The 18,476-nt window shown below is 68.8% G+C and carries 14 protein-coding genes; 4 read left to right on the plus strand and 10 right to left on the minus strand.

Annotation, left to right across the window (positions count from 1 at the left end):
* Positions 1-34 precede the first annotated feature (34 nt).
* The 4 genes from purH to OYT95_RS08740 form a co-directional block, all read right to left on the minus strand.
* The gene (purH, locus tag OYT95_RS08725) at positions 35-1,591 is read right to left on the minus strand and encodes a bifunctional phosphoribosylaminoimidazolecarboxamide formyltransferase/IMP cyclohydrolase (RefSeq protein ID WP_005238563.1); all 1,557 of its coding nucleotides are present in this window, start codon (positions 1,589-1,591) and stop codon (positions 35-37) included.
* Positions 1,584-2,249 (minus strand): phosphoribosylglycinamide formyltransferase, encoded by a 666-nt coding sequence (gene purN / locus OYT95_RS08730; protein WP_037243678.1) that lies wholly within the window; start codon positions 2,247-2,249, stop codon positions 1,584-1,586. Before purN ends, purH begins: the two co-directional genes overlap by 8 nt.
* A 68-nt stretch (positions 2,250-2,317) precedes the next feature.
* Positions 2,318-3,841 carry a cell division protein PerM gene (locus tag OYT95_RS08735; protein WP_442972562.1) on the minus strand — a complete coding sequence of 508 codons (1,524 nt, stop codon included), beginning with the start codon at positions 3,839-3,841 and terminating at the stop codon, positions 2,318-2,320.
* A gap of 111 nt (positions 3,842-3,952) precedes the next feature.
* Positions 3,953-5,020, minus strand: coding sequence for a DUF5336 domain-containing protein (locus tag OYT95_RS08740; RefSeq protein ID WP_268791189.1), 1,068 nt, complete (start codon positions 5,018-5,020; stop codon positions 3,953-3,955).
* Positions 5,021-5,146: 126 nt separating this feature from the next.
* On the opposite strand from OYT95_RS08740, the gene OYT95_RS08745 reads away from it, so the two are divergent.
* Positions 5,147-5,773: an IMPACT family protein gene (locus OYT95_RS08745; RefSeq protein WP_037243675.1), complete on the plus strand. Its 627-nt coding sequence runs from the start codon at positions 5,147-5,149 to the stop codon at positions 5,771-5,773.
* A gap of 60 nt (positions 5,774-5,833) precedes the next feature.
* Here OYT95_RS08745 and sucD read toward each other — a convergent pair whose 3' ends face one another.
* The 3 genes from sucD to OYT95_RS08760 form a co-directional block, all read right to left on the minus strand.
* Complete coding sequence (gene sucD, locus OYT95_RS08750; protein WP_005238543.1) at positions 5,834-6,736, minus strand: succinate--CoA ligase subunit alpha; 903 nt, start codon at positions 6,734-6,736, stop codon at positions 5,834-5,836.
* Positions 6,737-6,751: 15 nt separating this feature from the next.
* Entirely contained in the window at positions 6,752-7,921 is a 1,170-nt protein-coding gene (gene sucC / locus OYT95_RS08755; protein WP_005238541.1) for an ADP-forming succinate--CoA ligase subunit beta, read from the minus strand.
* Between the two features lie 169 nt (positions 7,922-8,090).
* A complete protein-coding gene (locus OYT95_RS08760) occupies positions 8,091-10,043 on the minus strand; it encodes a hypothetical protein (RefSeq protein ID WP_268791190.1) in 1,953 nt (650 codons plus the stop codon).
* Between the two features lie 230 nt (positions 10,044-10,273).
* Here OYT95_RS08760 and OYT95_RS08765 point away from each other — a divergent pair, with 230 nt between their 5' ends.
* Positions 10,274-11,335 carry a M23 family metallopeptidase gene (locus tag OYT95_RS08765; RefSeq protein WP_268791191.1) on the plus strand — a complete coding sequence of 354 codons (1,062 nt, stop codon included), beginning with the start codon at positions 10,274-10,276 and terminating at the stop codon, positions 11,333-11,335.
* Between the two features lie 75 nt (positions 11,336-11,410).
* On the opposite strand, the gene pcrA is transcribed toward OYT95_RS08765, so the two are convergent.
* A complete protein-coding gene (pcrA, locus tag OYT95_RS08770; protein ID WP_268791192.1) occupies positions 11,411-13,897 on the minus strand; it encodes a DNA helicase PcrA in 2,487 nt (828 codons plus the stop codon).
* 273 nt (positions 13,898-14,170) lie between these two features.
* Here pcrA and OYT95_RS08775 point away from each other — a divergent pair, with 273 nt between their 5' ends.
* The gene (locus OYT95_RS08775) at positions 14,171-14,467 is read left to right on the plus strand and encodes a chorismate mutase (protein WP_005238528.1); all 297 of its coding nucleotides are present in this window, start codon (positions 14,171-14,173) and stop codon (positions 14,465-14,467) included.
* 38 nt (positions 14,468-14,505) lie between these two features.
* Here the strand turns inward: OYT95_RS08775 and OYT95_RS08780 are convergent, their stop codons facing one another.
* Positions 14,506-15,960: an NAD-dependent succinate-semialdehyde dehydrogenase gene (locus OYT95_RS08780; RefSeq protein WP_174233791.1), complete on the minus strand. Its 1,455-nt coding sequence runs from the start codon at positions 15,958-15,960 to the stop codon at positions 14,506-14,508.
* Between the two features lie 69 nt (positions 15,961-16,029).
* On the opposite strand from OYT95_RS08780, the gene pgi reads away from it, so the two are divergent.
* Entirely contained in the window at positions 16,030-17,682 is a 1,653-nt protein-coding gene (pgi, locus tag OYT95_RS08785) for a glucose-6-phosphate isomerase (protein WP_112299595.1), read from the plus strand.
* 1 nt (position 17,683) lies between these two features.
* On the opposite strand, the gene OYT95_RS08790 is transcribed toward pgi, so the two are convergent.
* Entirely contained in the window at positions 17,684-18,463 is a 780-nt protein-coding gene (locus tag OYT95_RS08790; protein ID WP_037243665.1) for an FAD:protein FMN transferase, read from the minus strand.
* Positions 18,464-18,476 lie beyond the last annotated feature (13 nt).

The following is an 18,476-nucleotide window of genomic DNA, read 5'->3' on the forward strand; positions in this document are numbered from 1 at the left end:
ATGATGCCGAGACCCGTTCGAGAGTTGCCGAACGCTAGTGCGCGAAGTGCCGCGCACCCGTCAGGTACATGGTGATGCCGGCTTCCTTGGCCGCATCGATCACCTCGTTGTCGCGGACGGAACCACCCGGCTGCACGACTGCCTTGACGCCGGCGTTCGCGAGCACCTGCAGTCCGTCGGGGAACGGGAAGAACGCGTCCGACGCGCCCACCGACCCGACCACCCGGTCACCGGCCCGCTGCACCGCGAGGTGCGCGGAGTCGACACGGTTGACCTGGCCCATGCCGACGCCGACCGACGCACCGTCGGAGGCGAGCAGGATCGCGTTGGATTTCACCGAACGGCACGCCCGCCACGCGAACTCGAGATCCTTCAGGGTCTGCTCGTCGGCGGCGTCGCCGACGGCCAGAGTCCAGTTGGCCGGGTCGTCGCCCTCGGCGTCGAGCACGTCGCGCTCCTGGAGGAGCGCTCCACCGGACACGGGACGCAGTTCGATTCCCGTGGCAGTGGGCGCCTCGGCGAGGAGGACGCGGATGTTCTTCTTGCGCTGCAGCACTCCGAGCGCACCGTCCGCGTAGGACGGGGCGATGATCACCTCGGTGAAGATCTCGGCGACCTGCTCGGCCATCTCGACGGTGATCTCGCGGTTCGCGGCGATGACTCCGCCGTACGCGCTGACCGGGTCGCAGGCGTGCGCCTTGCGGTGCGCCTCGGCGATGTCGGCTCCGACCGCGATGCCACACGGGTTCGCGTGCTTGATGATCGCAACAGCCGGCTCGCTGAAGTCGAACGCCGCACGCCAGGCTGCGTCGCCGTCGGTGTAGTTGTTGTACGACATTTCCTTGCCGTGCAACTGCTCCGCCTGGGCCAGACCGGCCGGGGCGGCGGGGTTCACGTAGAGGGCTGCGGCCTGGTGCGGGTTCTCGCCGTACCGCAGCACTGCCGAGCGGTCCCAGGTGGCGCCTGCCCACTCGGGGAACTGCGAATCACCGGGTTCGACCAGCGTGGACGTCATCCAGCTGGCGACCGCGACGTCGTACGACGCGGTGTGCTGGAACGCCTGCGCGGCGAGGGCGGTGCGCTCGGGCAGCGTGAAACCGCCGTCGGCGACGGCGGTGAGCACGTCGTCGTAGCGGGCGGGATCCACCACGACCGCGACCGACGGGTGGTTCTTCGCGGCGGCGCGCACCATGGACGGCCCGCCGATGTCGATCTGCTCGACGCACTCGTCGGGAGTCGCACCCGACGCGACGGTCTGCGTGAACGGGTACAGGTTCACGACCACCAGCTGAAACGCCTCGATGCCGAGTTCCTCGAGCTGCGCGAGGTGCTCCGGCTTCCGAGTGTCGGCGAGGACGCCGGCGTGCACCCGCGGATGCAGGGTCTTGACCCGGCCCTCGAGGCATTCTGGGAAGCCCGTCAGCGCCTCGACGGGGGTGACCGGGATGCCGGCGTCGGCGATCTTCGCTGCAGTCGACCCTGTCGACACCAGCTCGACGCCTGCCTTGTGCAGGCCCGTAGCCAGTTCGACCAGACCGGTCTTGTCGTAGACGCTGACGAGCGCTCGGCGTACTGCCTTGCGTTCACTCACTGGGGATCACGGCCTTTCGTCCATCGGAAACAACTCCACGGGTGGCGACAGCGGCGATGACGTCCGCCAACAACCGTCGCTCCACAGTCTTGATGCGCTCGTGCAGGGTCGACTCGTCGTCGCCGTCGAGCACCGGCACGGGTTCCTGCGCCAGGATCGGGCCGGTGTCGACACCCGCGTCCACGAGGTGGACGGTCGATCCCGACACCTTCACGCCGTAGGCCAGGGCATCCGGGACCGCGTGTGCGCCGGGGAATGCGGGCAGCAACGCGGGATGCGTGTTGATGATGCGACCGCCGAAACGGTCCAGGAAGGCGGGACCGAGGATCTTCATGAAACCCGCCGAGACGACGAGTGACGGCTGGTGGGACGCGACGGCCTCGGTCAGCGCGACGTCCCAGGCGGCACGGTCGGCGTGGTCGCGCAGGCTCACCCGGAAGTGGGGAATGCCCGCCGCCTTCGCGTGGGTGGTCGCGTCACAGTCGCGGTCGACGCCGACGGCGACGATCTCGGCGGGATACCCGTCCGTGTGTGTTGCGTCGATCAGCGACCGCAGGAGGGTTCCCGCACCGGAGGCGAGTACGACGATCCGCGCCGGCGAACCGGTCGTGGGCCTCAGGTGGTCACGCGAGGAAGTCAGCGCTCTACTCCTGAACAATCGAAAGGCCGGGTGAATCGAAAGACGGGCGAAAATGGGGGCGGTCGCATCGTCGACCGACCAAGAGCCTAGTCGCTGGGGGTTGCGGGCCCTCGGGGCAGGTCGGCTTCCGGGCTCTCGGCGGCGTCTCCGGACCCCTCGGGTTCGTCCGTCGGCGCGTCTTCCTCGACCTCGGCGTCCACCACGACCTCGGCCTCGTCGCCGGTGTCCTGCGGTGCAACCGGCGCTGCAGGCGCTTCGGTGTCGTCGACGAGTTCGGCTTCGATCACCCGGCTCGGCGCGACGTCTTCGGCGACCACCGGCTCCTCGGTGATCGGGGCGGCGATCGCCGGAACCTCCTCCGCGCCGGGAAGGTGCGGCTCCTCGTCCTCGGTGTCGGCGTCGTCCTCGTCGACGGCGCCCCGGCTCCGATGCCAGGCCACGACCACCGCTGTCACCGCGCCCGCGAGTCCGAGCCACGCGAACGTGAGCAGTCCGAACGCCCACCAGTGCAGCTCGACCGTTCCGAATGCGCCGAGCCTGCCGCCGGACACGAGGCCGAGCGCCGCCGTCACCACGCCCACACCCGCGGCGGCGGTCAGCACGGTGAACAGCGCTTCCTGCCCGCCGACGCGACGTCCGCAGTCGCGTCCGAGCATCACACCGATCAGCAACGGAACAACCAGCAGCGCAGGCCAGGCGCCACCCGACACCCCGTCGGGAACCGCGCCGAGCAGCGGCAACGGCGGCAGCGCACCACCGACGTTCCCGAATACGCTGACCGAGACGTCCCCGATCTGCGCGGTCCCTCCCATGACCGCGGCCGCGGCACCCACCACGACGTTCGGCAGGTACAGCACCGACAGGATCGTCAGTCCGAGCATTCCCACGACGCCGTCGCCGCGTTCGAGTAGCGAGCCGACCGTCGACCATTCCATCAGCAGCGAAATCGTGACCAGGACCGCGCCGGCACCGAGAGCCGCCGTCAACGCGCGCAGACCCGGCCGCACCGCGTCCCGGACCCACGACGGAACCTGCGCACCGAGCGTCGGCCACATCGCGACCGTCACCCCGATCACCGACGCGAGCAGATGTACGAACAGCACCCACCCGAACGCGGCGAGCGCGTTCGGGGAGGACAGCGGGATGACCGCCGACGCGTCCGCGATGACGGCGAGACTGATGGCCGTCACCACCAGCGGTCCGGCCACCGCAGCGCCGATCACCTGCAGAGCGTGCCGCCGCGAGGACGCCGGATGCACCACGGCGGCGCATCCGCGGGCGACGACCCACATCATCCCGGCTGTCGGGATCAGCGGGAGGACACCGAGCGAGGTGCCGTCGATCGTCAACGGCACCTGGTGAATCGCCAGCCACGACGCCGCGATGGCACCGAACGTTCCCGTGAGGTCGCTGTTCGCGGCCACCAGCGTGACGACGATGAGTGCGGACAACAGGACGACGGTGACGCCCGCGGGCCGGAACGCGACCGCGAGCAGCGCCCGCATCTCGTCGGCGTCGGGCACGGGTCGCTGTCGCGGGACTTGCCGCTCGTCGTCACCGACGGCCCGCCGTCGTGCACCCTGTGCGACGCGCTGCGCACGATCAACCAAAGAACTCATCCCCTCGAGAGTGGCACTCCGACGCCGCGGCAGCGGTCAGGCGCGCCGCACAGAAGTGGCCTCCGACCACGTTCGGTCAGAGGCCACCTGCTGGTTGGGCCGTTACTTGTCGTCCCTGTCGGCGCGCGTGTCGAACGCCTGGGTCGGCGCGCTGTAGCCCTCCGATTCGGACTTCTCGGCGGATTCGGCCTGCTTCGCCTCGGTAGGAGGCTGCTCGCCGTACTCCAGCGTGCGCTCCACGGGGGTCGACTCGGACTGCGAGCCGTACGCAGGCGCCGCGTGCTGCGCGGAACCGTAGCTGGTCCCGGCCGGGTACTGGGAGCTGGGCGTTCCGGTGGACTGCGACGGACTCGACGGCTGCGAGTACCCCTGGTACTGCGGCTGCTGGTAGGCGGTGGTCGGGGCGTCGTACGACGCGGACCCGGCACCCGCAGCGGCTCCGTAACCCGGCTGTTGGTGCTGCCCGTAGCCCTGGCCGTAGCCGGGCTGGCTCTGCGAGGGCTGACCCTGCTGGCCGTAACCCTGCTGGCCGTAGCCGGGCTGGTTCTGCTGGCCGTAGCCGGACTGCGACTGGCTGGGCTGCCCGTAACCCTGCGGCGCGCTCTGGCCGTAGCCCTGCGGCGGCTGTCCGTACGACTGCTGCGGGCCCTGCCCATAGCCCTGCGGGGCGCCTTGGCCGTAACCCTGCGGCGCCTGACCGGGCTGACCGAAGCCCGCGGCTGCGGCCGGCTTGGGCGCCGGCTGCTTGAGGAGCCCGATGTCGAACAGCACCGCCGCGACGGCCACGGCCGACTGGATGAATCCGAGAACGAGGATCAGGATTGCGCCCCAACCGGAATCCGCGTCGACGTTGAGAAATACGAACAACGCGACAACCCAGCCCGCGACGGACGCCGCCGCTGCCGCGCCCGCGTAGGACTGCTTCGGAAGAAGGGATGCCGCCGCGAGCAGACCACCGAGGAACAGAAGGCCGAGCCCGTCCGTGTTCGCTTCGAACGAGTTCACGGACTCGCGCGCCAACGTGGCGTAGGGGGCGAACCCGAGCAGCAGGTTGAGGACACCGAGAACTGCGACACCGATCAGAAGGAAGAAGCCCAGGCCTTTCGATTCTCCCCCTGCAGTCGGTTGCGCGGGCGGACCGTAACTCGGTCCTCCGGGCGTGAACGTCATGACTTCTCCTAGTCGACAAGTGGTCGTCTGCGTGCGCTCTTTCGACGCTAGCCTACGGATACCCGTCGGTCACTGCGCTCAGTCACGGGCGGCGGCGCCGGGAACAGCGCAGGAGACAATGGTTCGGTGCCGTACACCCTCGCTCCCCGCACCGCCGATCTCACCCTCGAGACGGAGGTGAAGCACTCACGTTTCATCGCCGCCCTGCGGCGCGTCGAGGACCCCGAGGCGGCGCAGGCTTTCGTCCAGGATCAGCGGCGCGCGTATCCCGATGCGCGACATCACTGTTCGGCGTACATCATCGGAAACGGGCCCAGCGACCGGGTCGAGCGTGCGAGCGACGACGGCGAACCCGGTGGCACCGCGGGCATTCCGATGCTGCAGGTGCTCAAGGCCCGCGACCTCGTCGACGTCACGGTGGTCGTGACCCGGTACTTCGGGGGAATCAAGCTGGGTGCGGGCGGACTGGTGCGCGCCTATTCCGGCGCGGTGGCCACCGCGGTCGATGCCGCACCGCTCGTGCGAAGGGAACTGCGCCACCTGCACACCCTCGCCGTGGGCCACGCCGAGGCGGGACGCGTCGAGTCGGAGTTGCGTGTGCGGGGCGTCGTCGTGGTGGACACGACATACGGGGAATCCGCGGTCCTCACCCTCGCGGCGAGGGACTCGGCGGAGTTGGCCGATCTGGTCGCTGCCGTCACGTCGGGGACGGGGACACTCGATCCGGCCGGGGAGATGTGGGTCGATGCCTGAACGGCCCGTGCGCCTTTCTGGTAGCGGGAACTACCAAAAAGGCGCACGGGCGCGAAGGGCCTAGGCCTGGACGGTCAGGCTCTGCAGGATCTCGCGAGCGAGCGCAGCGGTCTCGGACGGCGTCTTGCCGACCTTCACGCCGGCCGCTTCGAGGGCGTCCTTCTTGGCCTGCGCGGTGCCCGAGGAACCGGAGACGATGGCGCCTGCGTGGCCCATGGTCTTGCCCTCGGGAGCGGTGAAGCCCGCGACGTAACCGACGACCGGCTTGGTGACGTTCGCCTTGATGTAGTCGGCGGCACGCTCCTCGGCGTCGCCACCGATCTCACCGATCATCACGATGACCTTGGTCTCGGGGTCCTTCTCGAACGCCTCGATGGCGTCGATGTGGGTGGTGCCGATGACCGGGTCGCCGCCGATGCCGATGGCGGTCGAGAAGCCGAAGTCACGCAGCTCGAACATCATCTGGTAGGTCAGCGTGCCGGACTTGGACACGAGGCCGATCGGGCCGGTGCCCGCGATGTTCGCCGGGGTGATGCCGACCAGCGACTCGCCGGGAGTGATGATGCCGGGGCAGTTGGGTCCGATGATGCGGGTCTTGTTGCCCTTGGAGACGTTGTACGCCCAGGCGTACGCCGAGTCCTGCACCGGGATGCCCTCGGTGATGACCACGAGCAGCGGGATCTCCGCGTCGATGGCCTCGACGATGGCGTCCTTGGCGAAGGCCGGGGGAACGAACGCGATGGAGACGTCCGCGCCGGTCTTCTCGATGGCTTCGGCGACGGTGCCGAAGACGGGCAGCTCGACGCCGCCGTCGTGGGTGACGGTGGTGCCGGCCTTACGGGCGTTGACACCGCCGACGACCTGGGTGCCGGCCTTGAGCATCAGCGCGGTGTGCTTGGTGCCCTCGCCGCCGGTGATGCCCTGGACGATGACCTTGGAGTCCTTGGTCAGGAAGATAGCCATGTTTTTTGAGTCCCTTTACTTTGCGGCGAAGGCCAGCTCGGCAGCCTTGTCGGCAGCCTCGTCCATGGTTCCGACGACCGTGACCAGCGGGTGGGCGGCCTCGGCGAGGATACGACGACCCTCTTCGACGTTGTTGCCGTCCAGGCGGACGACCAGCGGCTTGTTGGCCTCGTCACCCAGCGTCTTCAGGGCGCCGACGATGCCGTTGGCGACCGCGTCACACGCGGTGATGCCACCGAAAACGTTCACGAACACGCTCTTGACCTGCGCGTCGTTCAGGATGACGTCCAGGCCGTTCGCCATGACCTCTGCGGAGGCGCCGCCACCGATGTCGAGGAAGTTGGCCGGCTTCACGCCACCGTGCTTCTCACCTGCGTAGGCGACGACGTCCAGGGTCGACATGACCAGGCCTGCGCCGTTACCGATGATGCCGACCTCACCGTCGAGCTTGACGTAGTTGAGGTCGTTTTCCTTGGCCTTGAGCTCGAGCGGGTCCGTGGCGTCCTTGTCCTCGAACGCCTCGTGGCCGGGCTGACGGAACGCAGCGTTCTCGTCGAGCGTGACCTTGCCGTCGAGCGCGAGGATCTGGTCGTCCGGCGTGCGGACGAGCGGGTTGACCTCGACGAGGAGAGCGTCTTCGTTGATGAAGACCTCCCACAGCTTCTGGATCGTCACGGCCGCTGCGTCGAGCACCTCGGCGGGCAGCTTTCCTGCCTCGGCGATGCTGCGCGCGAACGCGAGGTCGACACCCTTGACGGCGTCCACGGGGATCTTCGCGAGAGCGTCGGGATTCTCCTCGGCGGTGACCTCGATCTCGACGCCACCCTCGACCGAGCACATGGCCAGGTAGGTGCGGTTGGTGCGGTCGAGCAGGAAGGAGATGTAGTACTCCTCGGCGATGTCACTCGCCTCTGCGACCAGCAGCTTCTTGACGACATGACCCTTGATGTCGAGGCCCAGGATCGCCTCGGCGTTGGCCTGGGCGGCATCGGCGTCGGCGGAGTACTTGACGCCACCGGCCTTGCCGCGGCCTCCGACCTTGACCTGCGCCTTGACCATCACGGGCTTGCCGATTTCTTCGGCAATCTCGCGTGCGCCGGCGACCGTGTCGGTAACACGCCCAGCCGAAGTCGGCACCTCGTGCTTGGCGAAGAGTTCCTTCGCCTGGTATTCGAAGAGATCCATCTGCTCACCGTCTCGTCTGCGTTGACACCCGCTCGAGGGGTAGGAGCGGGTCTGTTTTGGACTTTAACCAGTTGCCGGGCCCGGTCTGCGCCCGCGTGTCTGCTATGTGGTCCACATCACGCGATATCAGGCATTGAGGCGGGCCTCACCGCTGTCAACGGGGCGGACCTCACCGATTTCTGCTGCGTGTCGTGAGGGCCGCGGCAGCCGCAATCAACACTATGCCCACCGTTGTCGGGACGACACCGGCCCCCATCGAGGGGTCGGTCACCCGGGCCGCGGTGAGCGGCCACGACAGGAGGTATACCCCCACGGCAACGGCCGAACCGAGCAGGAGTGCCACCGCCCGGGCCGGCCGGGCACGTGAGGCGACGATCACTGCGAGGACCACCGCGACGCCCAGGAGGACGCGCCCCCACACGTCGAGGTTCCAGGGGAACTCCGCGAACGACGCGGGCGCGTAGTCGTCGCCGCGCACGTCGGTCCCGTGGAAGAGCGGCAGCCCCAGTCCGGCGAACGCGGCGACCGCCCCGAGACCCCCGACCGCGAGGACCGCGATCGAAGTGGACGGCTCCTCGGACGTGTCGATCTCCTCACGTTCCGCCGAACCGGCGAACCACGTCAGCACGCCGGTGACGCCGGCGGCGACGGCCGAGCACCACAGCAGCGCCGCACCGATTCCGGCGCCGATTCCGGGCACGTCGGTGGCGAGCACGACGGACTGCGACACCGAGGCGACGGAGAACGGGATCGTCACCCACAGCACCCCGACCGCGGGTCGGACGGTGGAGGCGAACTCGGACAGCAGCAGCCAGACGCAGCCGACGACGAGGACGAGGGCGGCGACGAGCACGACCCGGGTGGCGTAGATGTCGGGGCGCACGGCGTCGGCCGGGATGTCGAGGACGGGGAGCAGGGCCCCGGCGGCGGCCAGCAGGGCGGTGACGATTCCGGTGATCCCGGCGGCGACGTGCCAGCGGGCGATCCGGGCGCGGGCCACGGCGGCCTCGGCTCGCAGCGCCGCCTTGGCGACGCCCTTCGCGGACGGGGTGACGGCCCCTTTCTTCGCCGGGCCGCCTGCAGCCGTCGCGGACGACGACGGGGCGGCGAGGGTTTTCAGGATCCTGCTGTCGCGAGCCCGGTCGACCATCGGGATGCAGACGCCGACGACGACGAGGCCACCGGCGGCGACGGTCCCCCACACCGCGCCGGGACCGGGCTGGATCCGTTCGCCCGCGGCGAGCCCGGCCACGAGGCGCGTCCCGACCACGCCGAGCGCGGCCAGGCCGGCCCCGACGAGCGCACCGGACGCGACGGGTGGCGAGATGGACGCCAGTGCGGAGGCGACCACGATCAGAACGGCCGCCGCCAGCAGCCCGGCACCTGCGGACGCGGCGAGATCCGACTCCACGACCGTCGGGACGAGGATGACCGGATCCTCGGACACGAATGCGGGAGCGAACAGCGCGCCGACGAGCACGACGGCGGCGACCACCGCCACCGCGGACGGGAGGAACCCGACACGGGCACCCGTCGCCCGTCCGACCTGTTCGGAGCTGCGTGCGTCGCCGTAACCGTCCATCAGCGACTCCCGGTGGACCGCGACCATGCCGAGTAGGCCCGCGAAGGCGATCAGGACGTGTCCGGCGAGGACCGCGTACGCGCCGGACCCGGCGGCGAGCTCGGCCGCCGTCTCGGGCCGGAACAGTTCGAGTCGGTTGGCGTCGATGGCGTCCGTCCACAGCTGCGTGTCGAGCACGGCGGCGCCGACGGACACCGCACCGGCTCCGGCCAGCAGCGCACCCGCCACCGCGGTGCGGCGCGCGAGAACCGCGGGCACGGCGAGAATGGGTGCCGCGACGGCGAAGACGGCAGCCCACAGCGCGGCCGCGGCGATCGCGGACGGCGCTGCCACCCCGTCGACCGAACGAACGGCGTGCAGGACGGGTGCCGACGCCACCCCGAGACCCCCGACGAGTCCCAGGACGACCGCAAGAACGCATCCCCGGCGCGCACGGGCGGGATCGGGCTCGTCGGCGGCCGTCAGACCGGTGCCGCCGGACGAAGGAATGCGTTCGGGCTCGGCCCTACGCCCGTCCGGGGATCGAGTTGATGACGCCACACGCCGACGCTAGCGCTAACCCCCTGTCTCCCCGGGGTTGTGACACGCGTGGACAGGGGCGAGATTGAACCGAGACGAAAAGTGGGTTCGACGTTTCCCCAGCTCAGTTTGTGATGCCCGTCACATGTAGCCGTTCCTCCGCGTTACAGGTTGCGCGCATCGCAACCGTTTCGTTACCGTCGCCAAGGTCTAAGTCACAGGCAGGTCACGAGCAGGAGGGGGACGGGCGTATGCACCATCGCAGCCAGTTCACGGCCAGCCGTTTTGTGAGTCACCACGATGACGAGTTGCGGGGTCACAACGACGAAGTCGCGCCCACGTACCCCTCGAGGTCGGTCGAGCGTTATCCCGAGACCGATAGTTCTGAGATTTCACGCATGCTCTTCCGCAATTCGCAGTCCCCACGCTCCACCCCCGACAGCGTCGACGCCGGCACCGGCTTCGAGACCGTCGACACCGAGTCCGAGATTCCCGGCTTCACCCCCCGCAGCGGTTCCGAGTCCTTCGAGGGCGCACCCTCCCACTCCCGCCGCGGAGCCCACCGCATCCCGACTCCCCCCTCAGCTCTCAAAGGCCGCGCCGCAGTCCTCGCAGTCGCAGCGGGCGCCGTAGTCGCCGCAGGCCAGGCCGCCGTCACCAGCGGATCGTCCAGCTCCTCCGACCACTCCGAGGTCGCCCTCGCCAGTGACGAGTCGAGCACCATCGGAACCACCGCCGAGCCGCAGGCCGCCCAGTTCTCCACGGTCGCCGACACCGCCGCGTCCGATTCGAACGCCCCGCAGGTCCTCAACATCGCGAACCCGACCGACCTGTCGCAGTTCAGCAACCTGCTCGCCAAGGGACAGCGGTTCAGCGAAGAGCGCGCCGCCCGCGAAGCCGCCGCCCGCCGCCCCCTGTTCGTCCTCCCCGCCGTGGGAACGTTCACCTCCAACTTCGGAAGCCGCTGGGGCACCCTGCACGCGGGCGTCGACATCGCCGCCCCCATCGGCACCCCCATCGTCGCCGTCGCCGACGGCGAGGTCATCGACTCGGGTCCGGCTTCCGGGTTCGGCATGTGGGTCCGCCTCAAGCACGCCGACGGCACCATCACCGTCTACGGCCACATCAACACCTCCACCGTCACCGTCGGCCAGAAGGTCATGGCGGGCGACCAGATCGCGACCGTCGGCAACCGCGGCTTCTCCACCGGCCCGCACCTGCACTTCGAGGTCCACCTCGCCGGCGAGAACAAGATCGATCCCCTGCCTTGGCTGGCCTCCCGCGGCATCAGCCTCGGCCCCGAGATGGACTGACCGAAACCTCTCGGCACCACCCGAACACACGACTGCGGCGCATGCATTGCATGCGCCGCAGTCGTTTCGTGATTGCTACAGCTTGACCATCGGGACGCCACCGATCAGCATCAGCCGGACCTTGCCCGCGCTACCGAAGTCGATGGTGACCGTCGCGGTCGGCCCGGCGCCCTTGGTCTCGAGGACCGTGCCCAGGCCGTACTTGTCGTGACTGACACGGTCGCCGACCGTGAGCACCAGGTTGTTGTTGCGCGAGCGGGCGGCACCGAAGCTCGGCGTTCCCGCCGACCCGCCGCCGTAACCGGAACCGCCGCCGAAGCCCTGACCGCCGTACCCCCCTCCACGCGCACGGCCACCGCCGATCGCACCACCGGAACCGATACCGGTGCCCGGGTCCTCACGGCGCCAGTGCACGAGGTCCGACGGGATCTCCTGCAGGAACCGCGACTCCGGGTTCTGGATGGGCTGGCCCCACGCCGACCGCATGACGGCCCGCGTCAGATACAGCCGCTGCCGGGCACGGGTGATGCCCACGTACGCGAGCCGACGCTCCTCCGACAGTTCCGTCGGATCGCCGAGGGCCCGCATGTGCGGGAACTGACCGTCTTCCCACCCGGTGACGAACACGACGGGGAACTCGAGCCCCTTCGCGGTGTGCAGCGTCATCAGCGTGACGACGCCCTCGTCGTTGTCGGGCAGCTGATCGGAGTCCGCGACCAGGGAGACCCGTTCGAGGAAGGCGGCGAGGGAACCGGGGTCGGGTTCGCCGTCCCGGGCGTCGACGTCGCCGTCCTCCGGCGGTTCCACGAGGCCGGCAGCGTTCCGCGCGTCGGAGCTGAACTCACGCGCCACGCTCACGAGTTCGTTGAGGTTGTCCAGGCGCGCCCCGTCCTGAGGGTCGCTGCTCGCCGCGAGTTCGGCGCGGTACCCCGTCCGCTCCAGGACCGCCTCGACGACGTCGCCGATGTCGCCGAGCTGGTCGGGGACGATGTCGTCCGCAGTGGTCTCCGGCGGAAGCAGCACCCGCAGCCCGTCCATGAGCTCGAGGAACGACGCAATGGCCTTCTGGGAACGGGTGTTCAGCAGCGGTACCCGGCCCTCGCCACCGTCCCGCAGTGCCTCGGCGAAGCTGATGCCCCGTTGCTCGGAGTGGACGGCCACACATGCCTCGGCGCGGTCGCCGATGCCGCGGCGGGGTGTGTTGAGGATCCGGCGAAGGCTGACGGTGTCGTCCTCGTTCGCGAGGACGCGGAGATACGCGACGATGTCACGGACCTCCTTGCGCTCGTAGAACCGCACTCCGCCGACGACCTTGTACGGAACGCCGAGCCGGATGAAGATCTCCTCCAGGGCACGGGAGGAGTTGTTGGTGCGGTAGAACACGGCGACGTCACCGAACTTGGCGTCGCCGGAATCGACGAGCTTGTCGATCTCGGACGCCACGAACGACGCCTCGTCGTGCTCGTTGTCCGCGACGTAACCGGTGATGAGCTCACCCTCGCCCGAATCGGTCCACAGCCGCTTCTCACGCCGTCCGGTGTTCTTCGAGATCACCGAGTTGGCCGCCGACAGGATGTTCTGGGTGGAGCGGTAATTCTGCTCCAGCAGGATGGTGCGGGCGTCCGGGTAGTCGCGCTCGAATTCCTCGATGTTGCGGATCGTGGCGCCGCGGAATGCGTAGATCGACTGATCCGCGTCACCCACCACGCACAGTTCGGCCGGGGCGACCCGGTGGTCTGCGTCCTCGCCGTCCGCGGTTCCACCGACCAGTTCACGCACCAGCATGTACTGGGCGTGGTTCGTGTCCTGGTACTCGTCGACCAGCACATGACGGAACCGCCGGCGGTAGTACTCGGCCACCTGGGGGAACGCCTGCAGCATCGCGACCGTCTCGCCGATCAGGTCGTCGAAGTCCAGCGCGTTCGCCGAACGCAGCCGCTGCTGGTAGTGCCCGTACACCCTGGCGATCAGCCGCGGCAGTTCGGCCGGGTCCTTGTCGGCGTCGGCGCTCGCCTGCTCCGGATCGACGAGCTCGTTCTTGAGATTCGAGATGTGGGTGGCGAGCAACCGCGCCGAATAGCGCTTGGTGTCGATGTTCAAATCCTTGGCGATCATCGTCAGCAGTCGCCGCGAATCGTCCGCGTCGTAGATGGAGAAGTTCGAGTTGAGGCCGGGCAGCAGCGCCGCCTGGGCCCGCAGGATCCGCACGCAGCTCGAGTGGAACGTGGACACCCACATGCTGTTGGCCCTGGGGCCGACGAGGTGGGCGACGCGCTCCCGCATCTCCGCGGCGGCCTTGTTGGTGAACGTGATGGCCAGGATCTGACCGGGCATCACCCCCCGCTCGGCCAGCAGATATGCGATGCGGCGGGTGAGCACAGCCGTCTTGCCCGAGCCCGCACCCGCGACGATCAACAGCGGAGAACCGGCGTGCACGACCGCTTCCCGTTGCGGTGGGTTGAGGCCCTGGAGGAGCGCATCCGACCCCGCGCGCGCCGGTGCGGCGGTGTGCGGAGTCGACTCGACGCTCAGGGGAGAAGCGGTGCCGGAGATAGTGTTCATCAACTATCAAACTTACCGGCGTGTACCGACAGCGTCACAGCGGCTTGGCCTGCGCGGTGCCGCCATGGCAAACTGGTACACATGTTCAGTCCGCCGTCGCGCCCCCTGTGGCGATTTTTTTACGGGTACCGGCCTCCGGTGCCCGTGAACTGAACAGCTCACGAGCCCCGAGGTCCGCACCGGATCCGGGGCTTTTTTCGTCAAACGAGCCTGGATCGGTAACGACTCGAGCCAAAACAACGATCCAAGTTCTGACAAGAGGGAGACGAACCAATGAGCACTCAGACCGTCGCATCAGCCGCCAAGGAAACCGCTGTTCCCACCAGCGAGGCCGAGATCGAGGTTCTCCGCCAGGAGATCGACAAGCTCGACGCCGAGATTCTCGCCGCCATCAAGCGCCGCGCGGAGGTCTCGCAGCTCATCGGGCGCACCCGGATGGCGTCCGGCGGTCCCCGCCTCGTCCACAGCCGTGAGATGAAGGTGCTCGAGCGGTTCAACGAACTCGGCCAGGAAGGCCACACCCTCGCCATGCTGCTGCTGCGCCTCGGGCGCGGCCGCCTCGGTCACTGATTTCCCGAAGCGGCCTGCCCATCCCCCGACGGCGGTCGTTACGGTTCGAGTGCCACGTACTTGGTCTCCAGGTACTCCTCGATGCCTTCACTGCCCCCTTCGCGCCCGAAGCCTGACGCTTTGACGCCGCCGAAGGGGGCAGCGGTGTCCGAGATGACCCCGCGGTTGATGCCGACCATGCCCGATTCGAGGGCGTCGGCCACCCGGAGTGCACGGTCCAGATCGCGGGTGAAGATGTACGACGCCAGGCCGAACTCCGTGTCGTTGGCCGCCGCGATCCCCTCCTCCTCGGTGTCGAACCCGGCGATCGCGACCACCGGTCCGAACACCTCCTCCTTCAGGATCCGCGCCTGCGCGGGGATCTCGTCCAGCACCGTCGCCGGGTAGAAGTAGCCGGGACCTTCCGGGGCGACCCCGCCGAGCCGCACCCGGGCGCCCGCGCCGACAGCGTCCTGCACCAGTTCCCCGACCTTCTCGAGCTGATCCGCGTTGATCAGCGGACCGAGCGTCGTGTCGGAATCCGTGCCGGGCCCGAGTGTGTACGAGGACAGCTTGTCGACGAGTTTCGCCGTGAACTCCTCCCGCACACTGTTCGCGACGTGGAAGCGGTTGGCCGCGGTGCAGGCCTCGCCGCCGTTGCGCATCTTGGCGAGGACGGCGCCCGCCACCGCCTTGTCCACGTCCGCGTCGTCGAACACCACGAAGGGTGCGTTCCCGCCGAGTTCCATGGACGTGCGCAGCAGCCCCTTCGCCGACTTCTCGACGAGCATCCGTCCCACCCCGGTCGACCCGGTGAACGTCAGCTTCCGCAGTCGGGGGTCGTCGAGCAGCGGTCCGGTCACCTCCCCCGACTTCGACGTCGGCAGCACGGACAGCACGCCCTTCGGAAGCCCCGCGTCGGCCATCACCTCGGCCAAGAGCAGCATCGTCAACGGAGTCTCGGACGCGGGTTTGACGATCATCGTGCAGCCGGCGGCCAGGGCGGGTCCGATCTTGCGGGTGCCCATCGCGAGCGGGAAGTTCCACGGTGTGATCGCCAGACACGGCCCGACGGGCTGCTTGGTCACCAGGATGCGCCCGTTCCCCGCGGGTGCCGGTGTGTAGCGGCCGCCGATACGCACGGCTTCCTCGCTGAACCACCGGAAGAACTCGGCGCCGTACTTGACCTCCGCCGCGCTCTCCGGCAGCGCCTTGCCCATCTCCAGCGTCATCAGCAGTGCGAAGTCGTCGGCCCTGGCCGTGATCTTCTCGAATACCGCGCGGAGCAGTTCCCCACGCTCGCGTGCCGGGGTCGCCGCCCACTCCCGCTGCACCGCGACCGCGGCGTCGAGCGCTTTCATCGCGTCGGCGGGGCTGGCGTCCGCCACCTCGGTGAGGGCGTCACCGGTGGCGGGGTCGAAAACGGTGAACGTGGCGCCGTTCTCGGCGTCGCGCTTCTCGCCGCCGAGGAAGAGGGTTGTGGGAACGGTTCGCATGAGTTCGACAGCATCCATGACGTCCATCATGCGCCGCACCGAAGTTCGCACGGAAGTTTCGACGCGCGGGCATTAAGCTCAAATCTCGTGAGCTCAGACATCACCGGAACCGCTGCCTGGCAGAAATTGCGTGATCATCACGCTCAAATTCAGTCCGTCCATCTTCGAGAGCTCTTCGAGAAGGACCCGGCGCGCGGGCAGGAACTCACCGTCTCGGCCGGCGACCTGTACATCGACTACAGCAAGCACCGCATCGACCGCGACACGATCGGGTTGCTCCTGGAGCTGGCGCGCAGCGCCGACCTGGAGGCCCGCCGGGACGCGATGTTCGCGGGCGAGCACATCAACACGTCCGAGGACCGCGCCGTCCTCCACACCGCGCTGAGGCTGCCCGCCGACGCGTCTCTCGTCGTCGACGGGCAGGACGTCGTGGCCGACGTCCACGAAGTCCTCGATCGCATGGGCGACTTCACGGACCGGGTGCGCTCCGGTGAATGGCGCGGCGCGACGGGCGAGCGAATCAAGACCGTCGTCAACATCGGTATCGGCGGATCGGATCTGGGTCCGGTGATGGTGTACCGCGCGCTGCGGCACTACGCCGACGCCGGCATCAGTGTCCGGTTCATCTCCAACGTCGATCCCGCCGACCTGGTGCGCAGCCTGCACGGCCTCGACCCGGCCACCACCCTGTTCATCGTGGCGTCCAAGACGTTCTCGACGCTCGAGACGCTCACCAACGCGACCGCGGCGCGGCGCTGGCTTCTCGGCGGCCTCGGCCTCGGAAACGAAGCGGTCGCAAAGCATTTCGTCGCCGTCTCGACGCACGCGGATCGGGTGGCGGAGTTCGGTATCGACACGGCGAACATGTTCGGATTCTGGGATTGGGTGGGTGGCCGGTACTCGGTCGATTCCGCCATCGGGCTGTCGGTGATGGCGGCGATCGGCAAGGAACGTTTCGCGGAGTTCCTTGCCGGCTTCCACGCCGTGGACGAACACTTCCGGACGGCGCCGCTCGAGGAGAACGCGCCGGTCCTGCTCGGCCTGATCGGACTCTGGTACTCGAACTTCTTCGGCGCCGAATCCCGTGCCGTGCTGCCGTATTCCAACGACCTCGTGCGGTTCCCGGCCTACCTGCAGCAGTTGACGATGGAATCGAACGGCAAATCGGTGCGCGCCGACGGCTCCCCCGTCCCCACGTCCACCGGTGAGATCTTCTGGGGCGAACCCGGCACCAACGGGCAGCACGCCTTCTACCAGCTCCTGCACCAGGGCACGCGGCTCGTCCCGTCCGATTTCATCGGTTTCGGCGAACCCACGGACGACCTGCCCACGGCGGACGGCACCGGCAGCATGCACGACCTGCTGATGAGCAACTTCTTCGCCCAGACGAAGGTCCTGGCGTTCGGCAAGACGGCCGAGGAGATCGCGGCCGAGGGAACGCCCGAACATCTGGTGCCGCACAAGGTCATGCCCGGCAACCGGCCGTCCACCACGATCCTCGCGCCGAAGCTCACGCCGTCGGTGATCGGGCAGCTGATCGCCCTGTACGAGCACCAGGTGTTCGTCGAGGGCGTCGTGTGGGGCATCGACTCGTTCGACCAGTGGGGTGTCGAGCTCGGCAAGACGCAGGCCGTGGAGCTGCAGCCGGTGCTCACCGCCGCGGATGAACCGGCCGCGCAGAGTGATTCGTCGACGGACAGCCTGGTGCGCTGGTACCGCCGTCAGCGTGGACGGGCCTGATTCACCAGCTCTCGGTGGTGTAGACCCGGCCCGAGCGGTCCACCAGCCGGGCACGCAACTCGTGCTGTTCGATCCAGCGGATCGCACCGATGCCGCGGGCGAGGGCGGCGACGCTGGCCGCGTATGCCCAGAGTGCGTCGTCGGCGATCACCGTCACGGTCTCCCATTCGGTGGCGGTGGGTGGTTCCGCAGCCGGGGGCGCGAAAGCCGTCGCCATCGCCGTCCCGTTCACCAGTTCGACCTCGCCGTCGCCGGGCACCGGGATCTGCCAGCCGCCGGCGGGACAGTGCCCGGCCGTCGCGAGGACGTCGCCGATGCGCACGGCGGCCCCGCACTCGAGTTGGCGGGCGACCAGTTCCGCCGCCCGATCCACCGTGTCGGCCTTGGCGGTGTCGGTGATGTCGAACGAGGCGCCCCACGGCGCGAACACGACGTCGTCGTCGATCTGGACGTCGAGGAAGCTCGGTTCCGGATGCACGGTGGGGATCAGGTCCTCGTCGGGCGATTCGGAGGCGAGCGGATTCACGACCCCGTCCGTCATCCGGGCGGCCCAGAGCGCCGAACGCAGCAGTGCCGACATCCGCCTGCTCACCTTCACCGGCGCGCCCTGCGAGAGGTTGACGGCGTGGATCTCGGCGTCGCCGCGGTGGATGTCGCAGACCGATTCGGTCTCGTCGATGACGGCCGCGATCAGCGCTGCGGCCTCGGGAAGGGCGGCACCTTCGGTGACGTCGACCTCCACGACGGAACCCCACACCTTCCATTTCTCGACGCTAACCATGGTGTTCTCCGTG

The organism is Rhodococcus sp. JS3073, assembly GCF_026810085.1.
Classification (GTDB): domain Bacteria; phylum Actinomycetota; class Actinomycetes; order Mycobacteriales; family Mycobacteriaceae; genus Rhodococcus_F; species Rhodococcus_F wratislaviensis.

Bases quoted from the DNA above. Each gene is read 5' to 3' on its own strand.
- OYT95_RS08740 (WP_268791189.1), bottom strand. From the start codon at position 5,020: ATGACGTTCACGCCCGGAGGACCGAGTTACGGTCCGCCCGCGCAACCG.
- sucD (WP_005238543.1), bottom strand. From the start codon at position 6,736: ATGGCTATCTTCCTGACCAAGGACTCCAAGGTCATCGTCCAGGGCATC.
- sucC (WP_005238541.1), bottom strand. From the start codon at position 7,921: ATGGATCTCTTCGAATACCAGGCGAAGGAACTCTTCGCCAAGCACGAG.
- OYT95_RS08765 (WP_268791191.1), top strand. From the start codon at position 10,274: ATGCACCATCGCAGCCAGTTCACGGCCAGCCGTTTTGTGAGTCACCAC.
- pcrA (WP_268791192.1), bottom strand. From the start codon at position 13,897: ATGAACACTATCTCCGGCACCGCTTCTCCCCTGAGCGTCGAGTCGACT.
- OYT95_RS08775 (WP_005238528.1), top strand. From the start codon at position 14,171: ATGAGCACTCAGACCGTCGCATCAGCCGCCAAGGAAACCGCTGTTCCC.
- OYT95_RS08780 (WP_174233791.1), bottom strand. From the start codon at position 15,960: ATGGATGCTGTCGAACTCATGCGAACCGTTCCCACAACCCTCTTCCTC.
- OYT95_RS08790 (WP_037243665.1), bottom strand. From the start codon at position 18,463: ATGGTTAGCGTCGAGAAATGGAAGGTGTGGGGTTCCGTCGTGGAGGTC.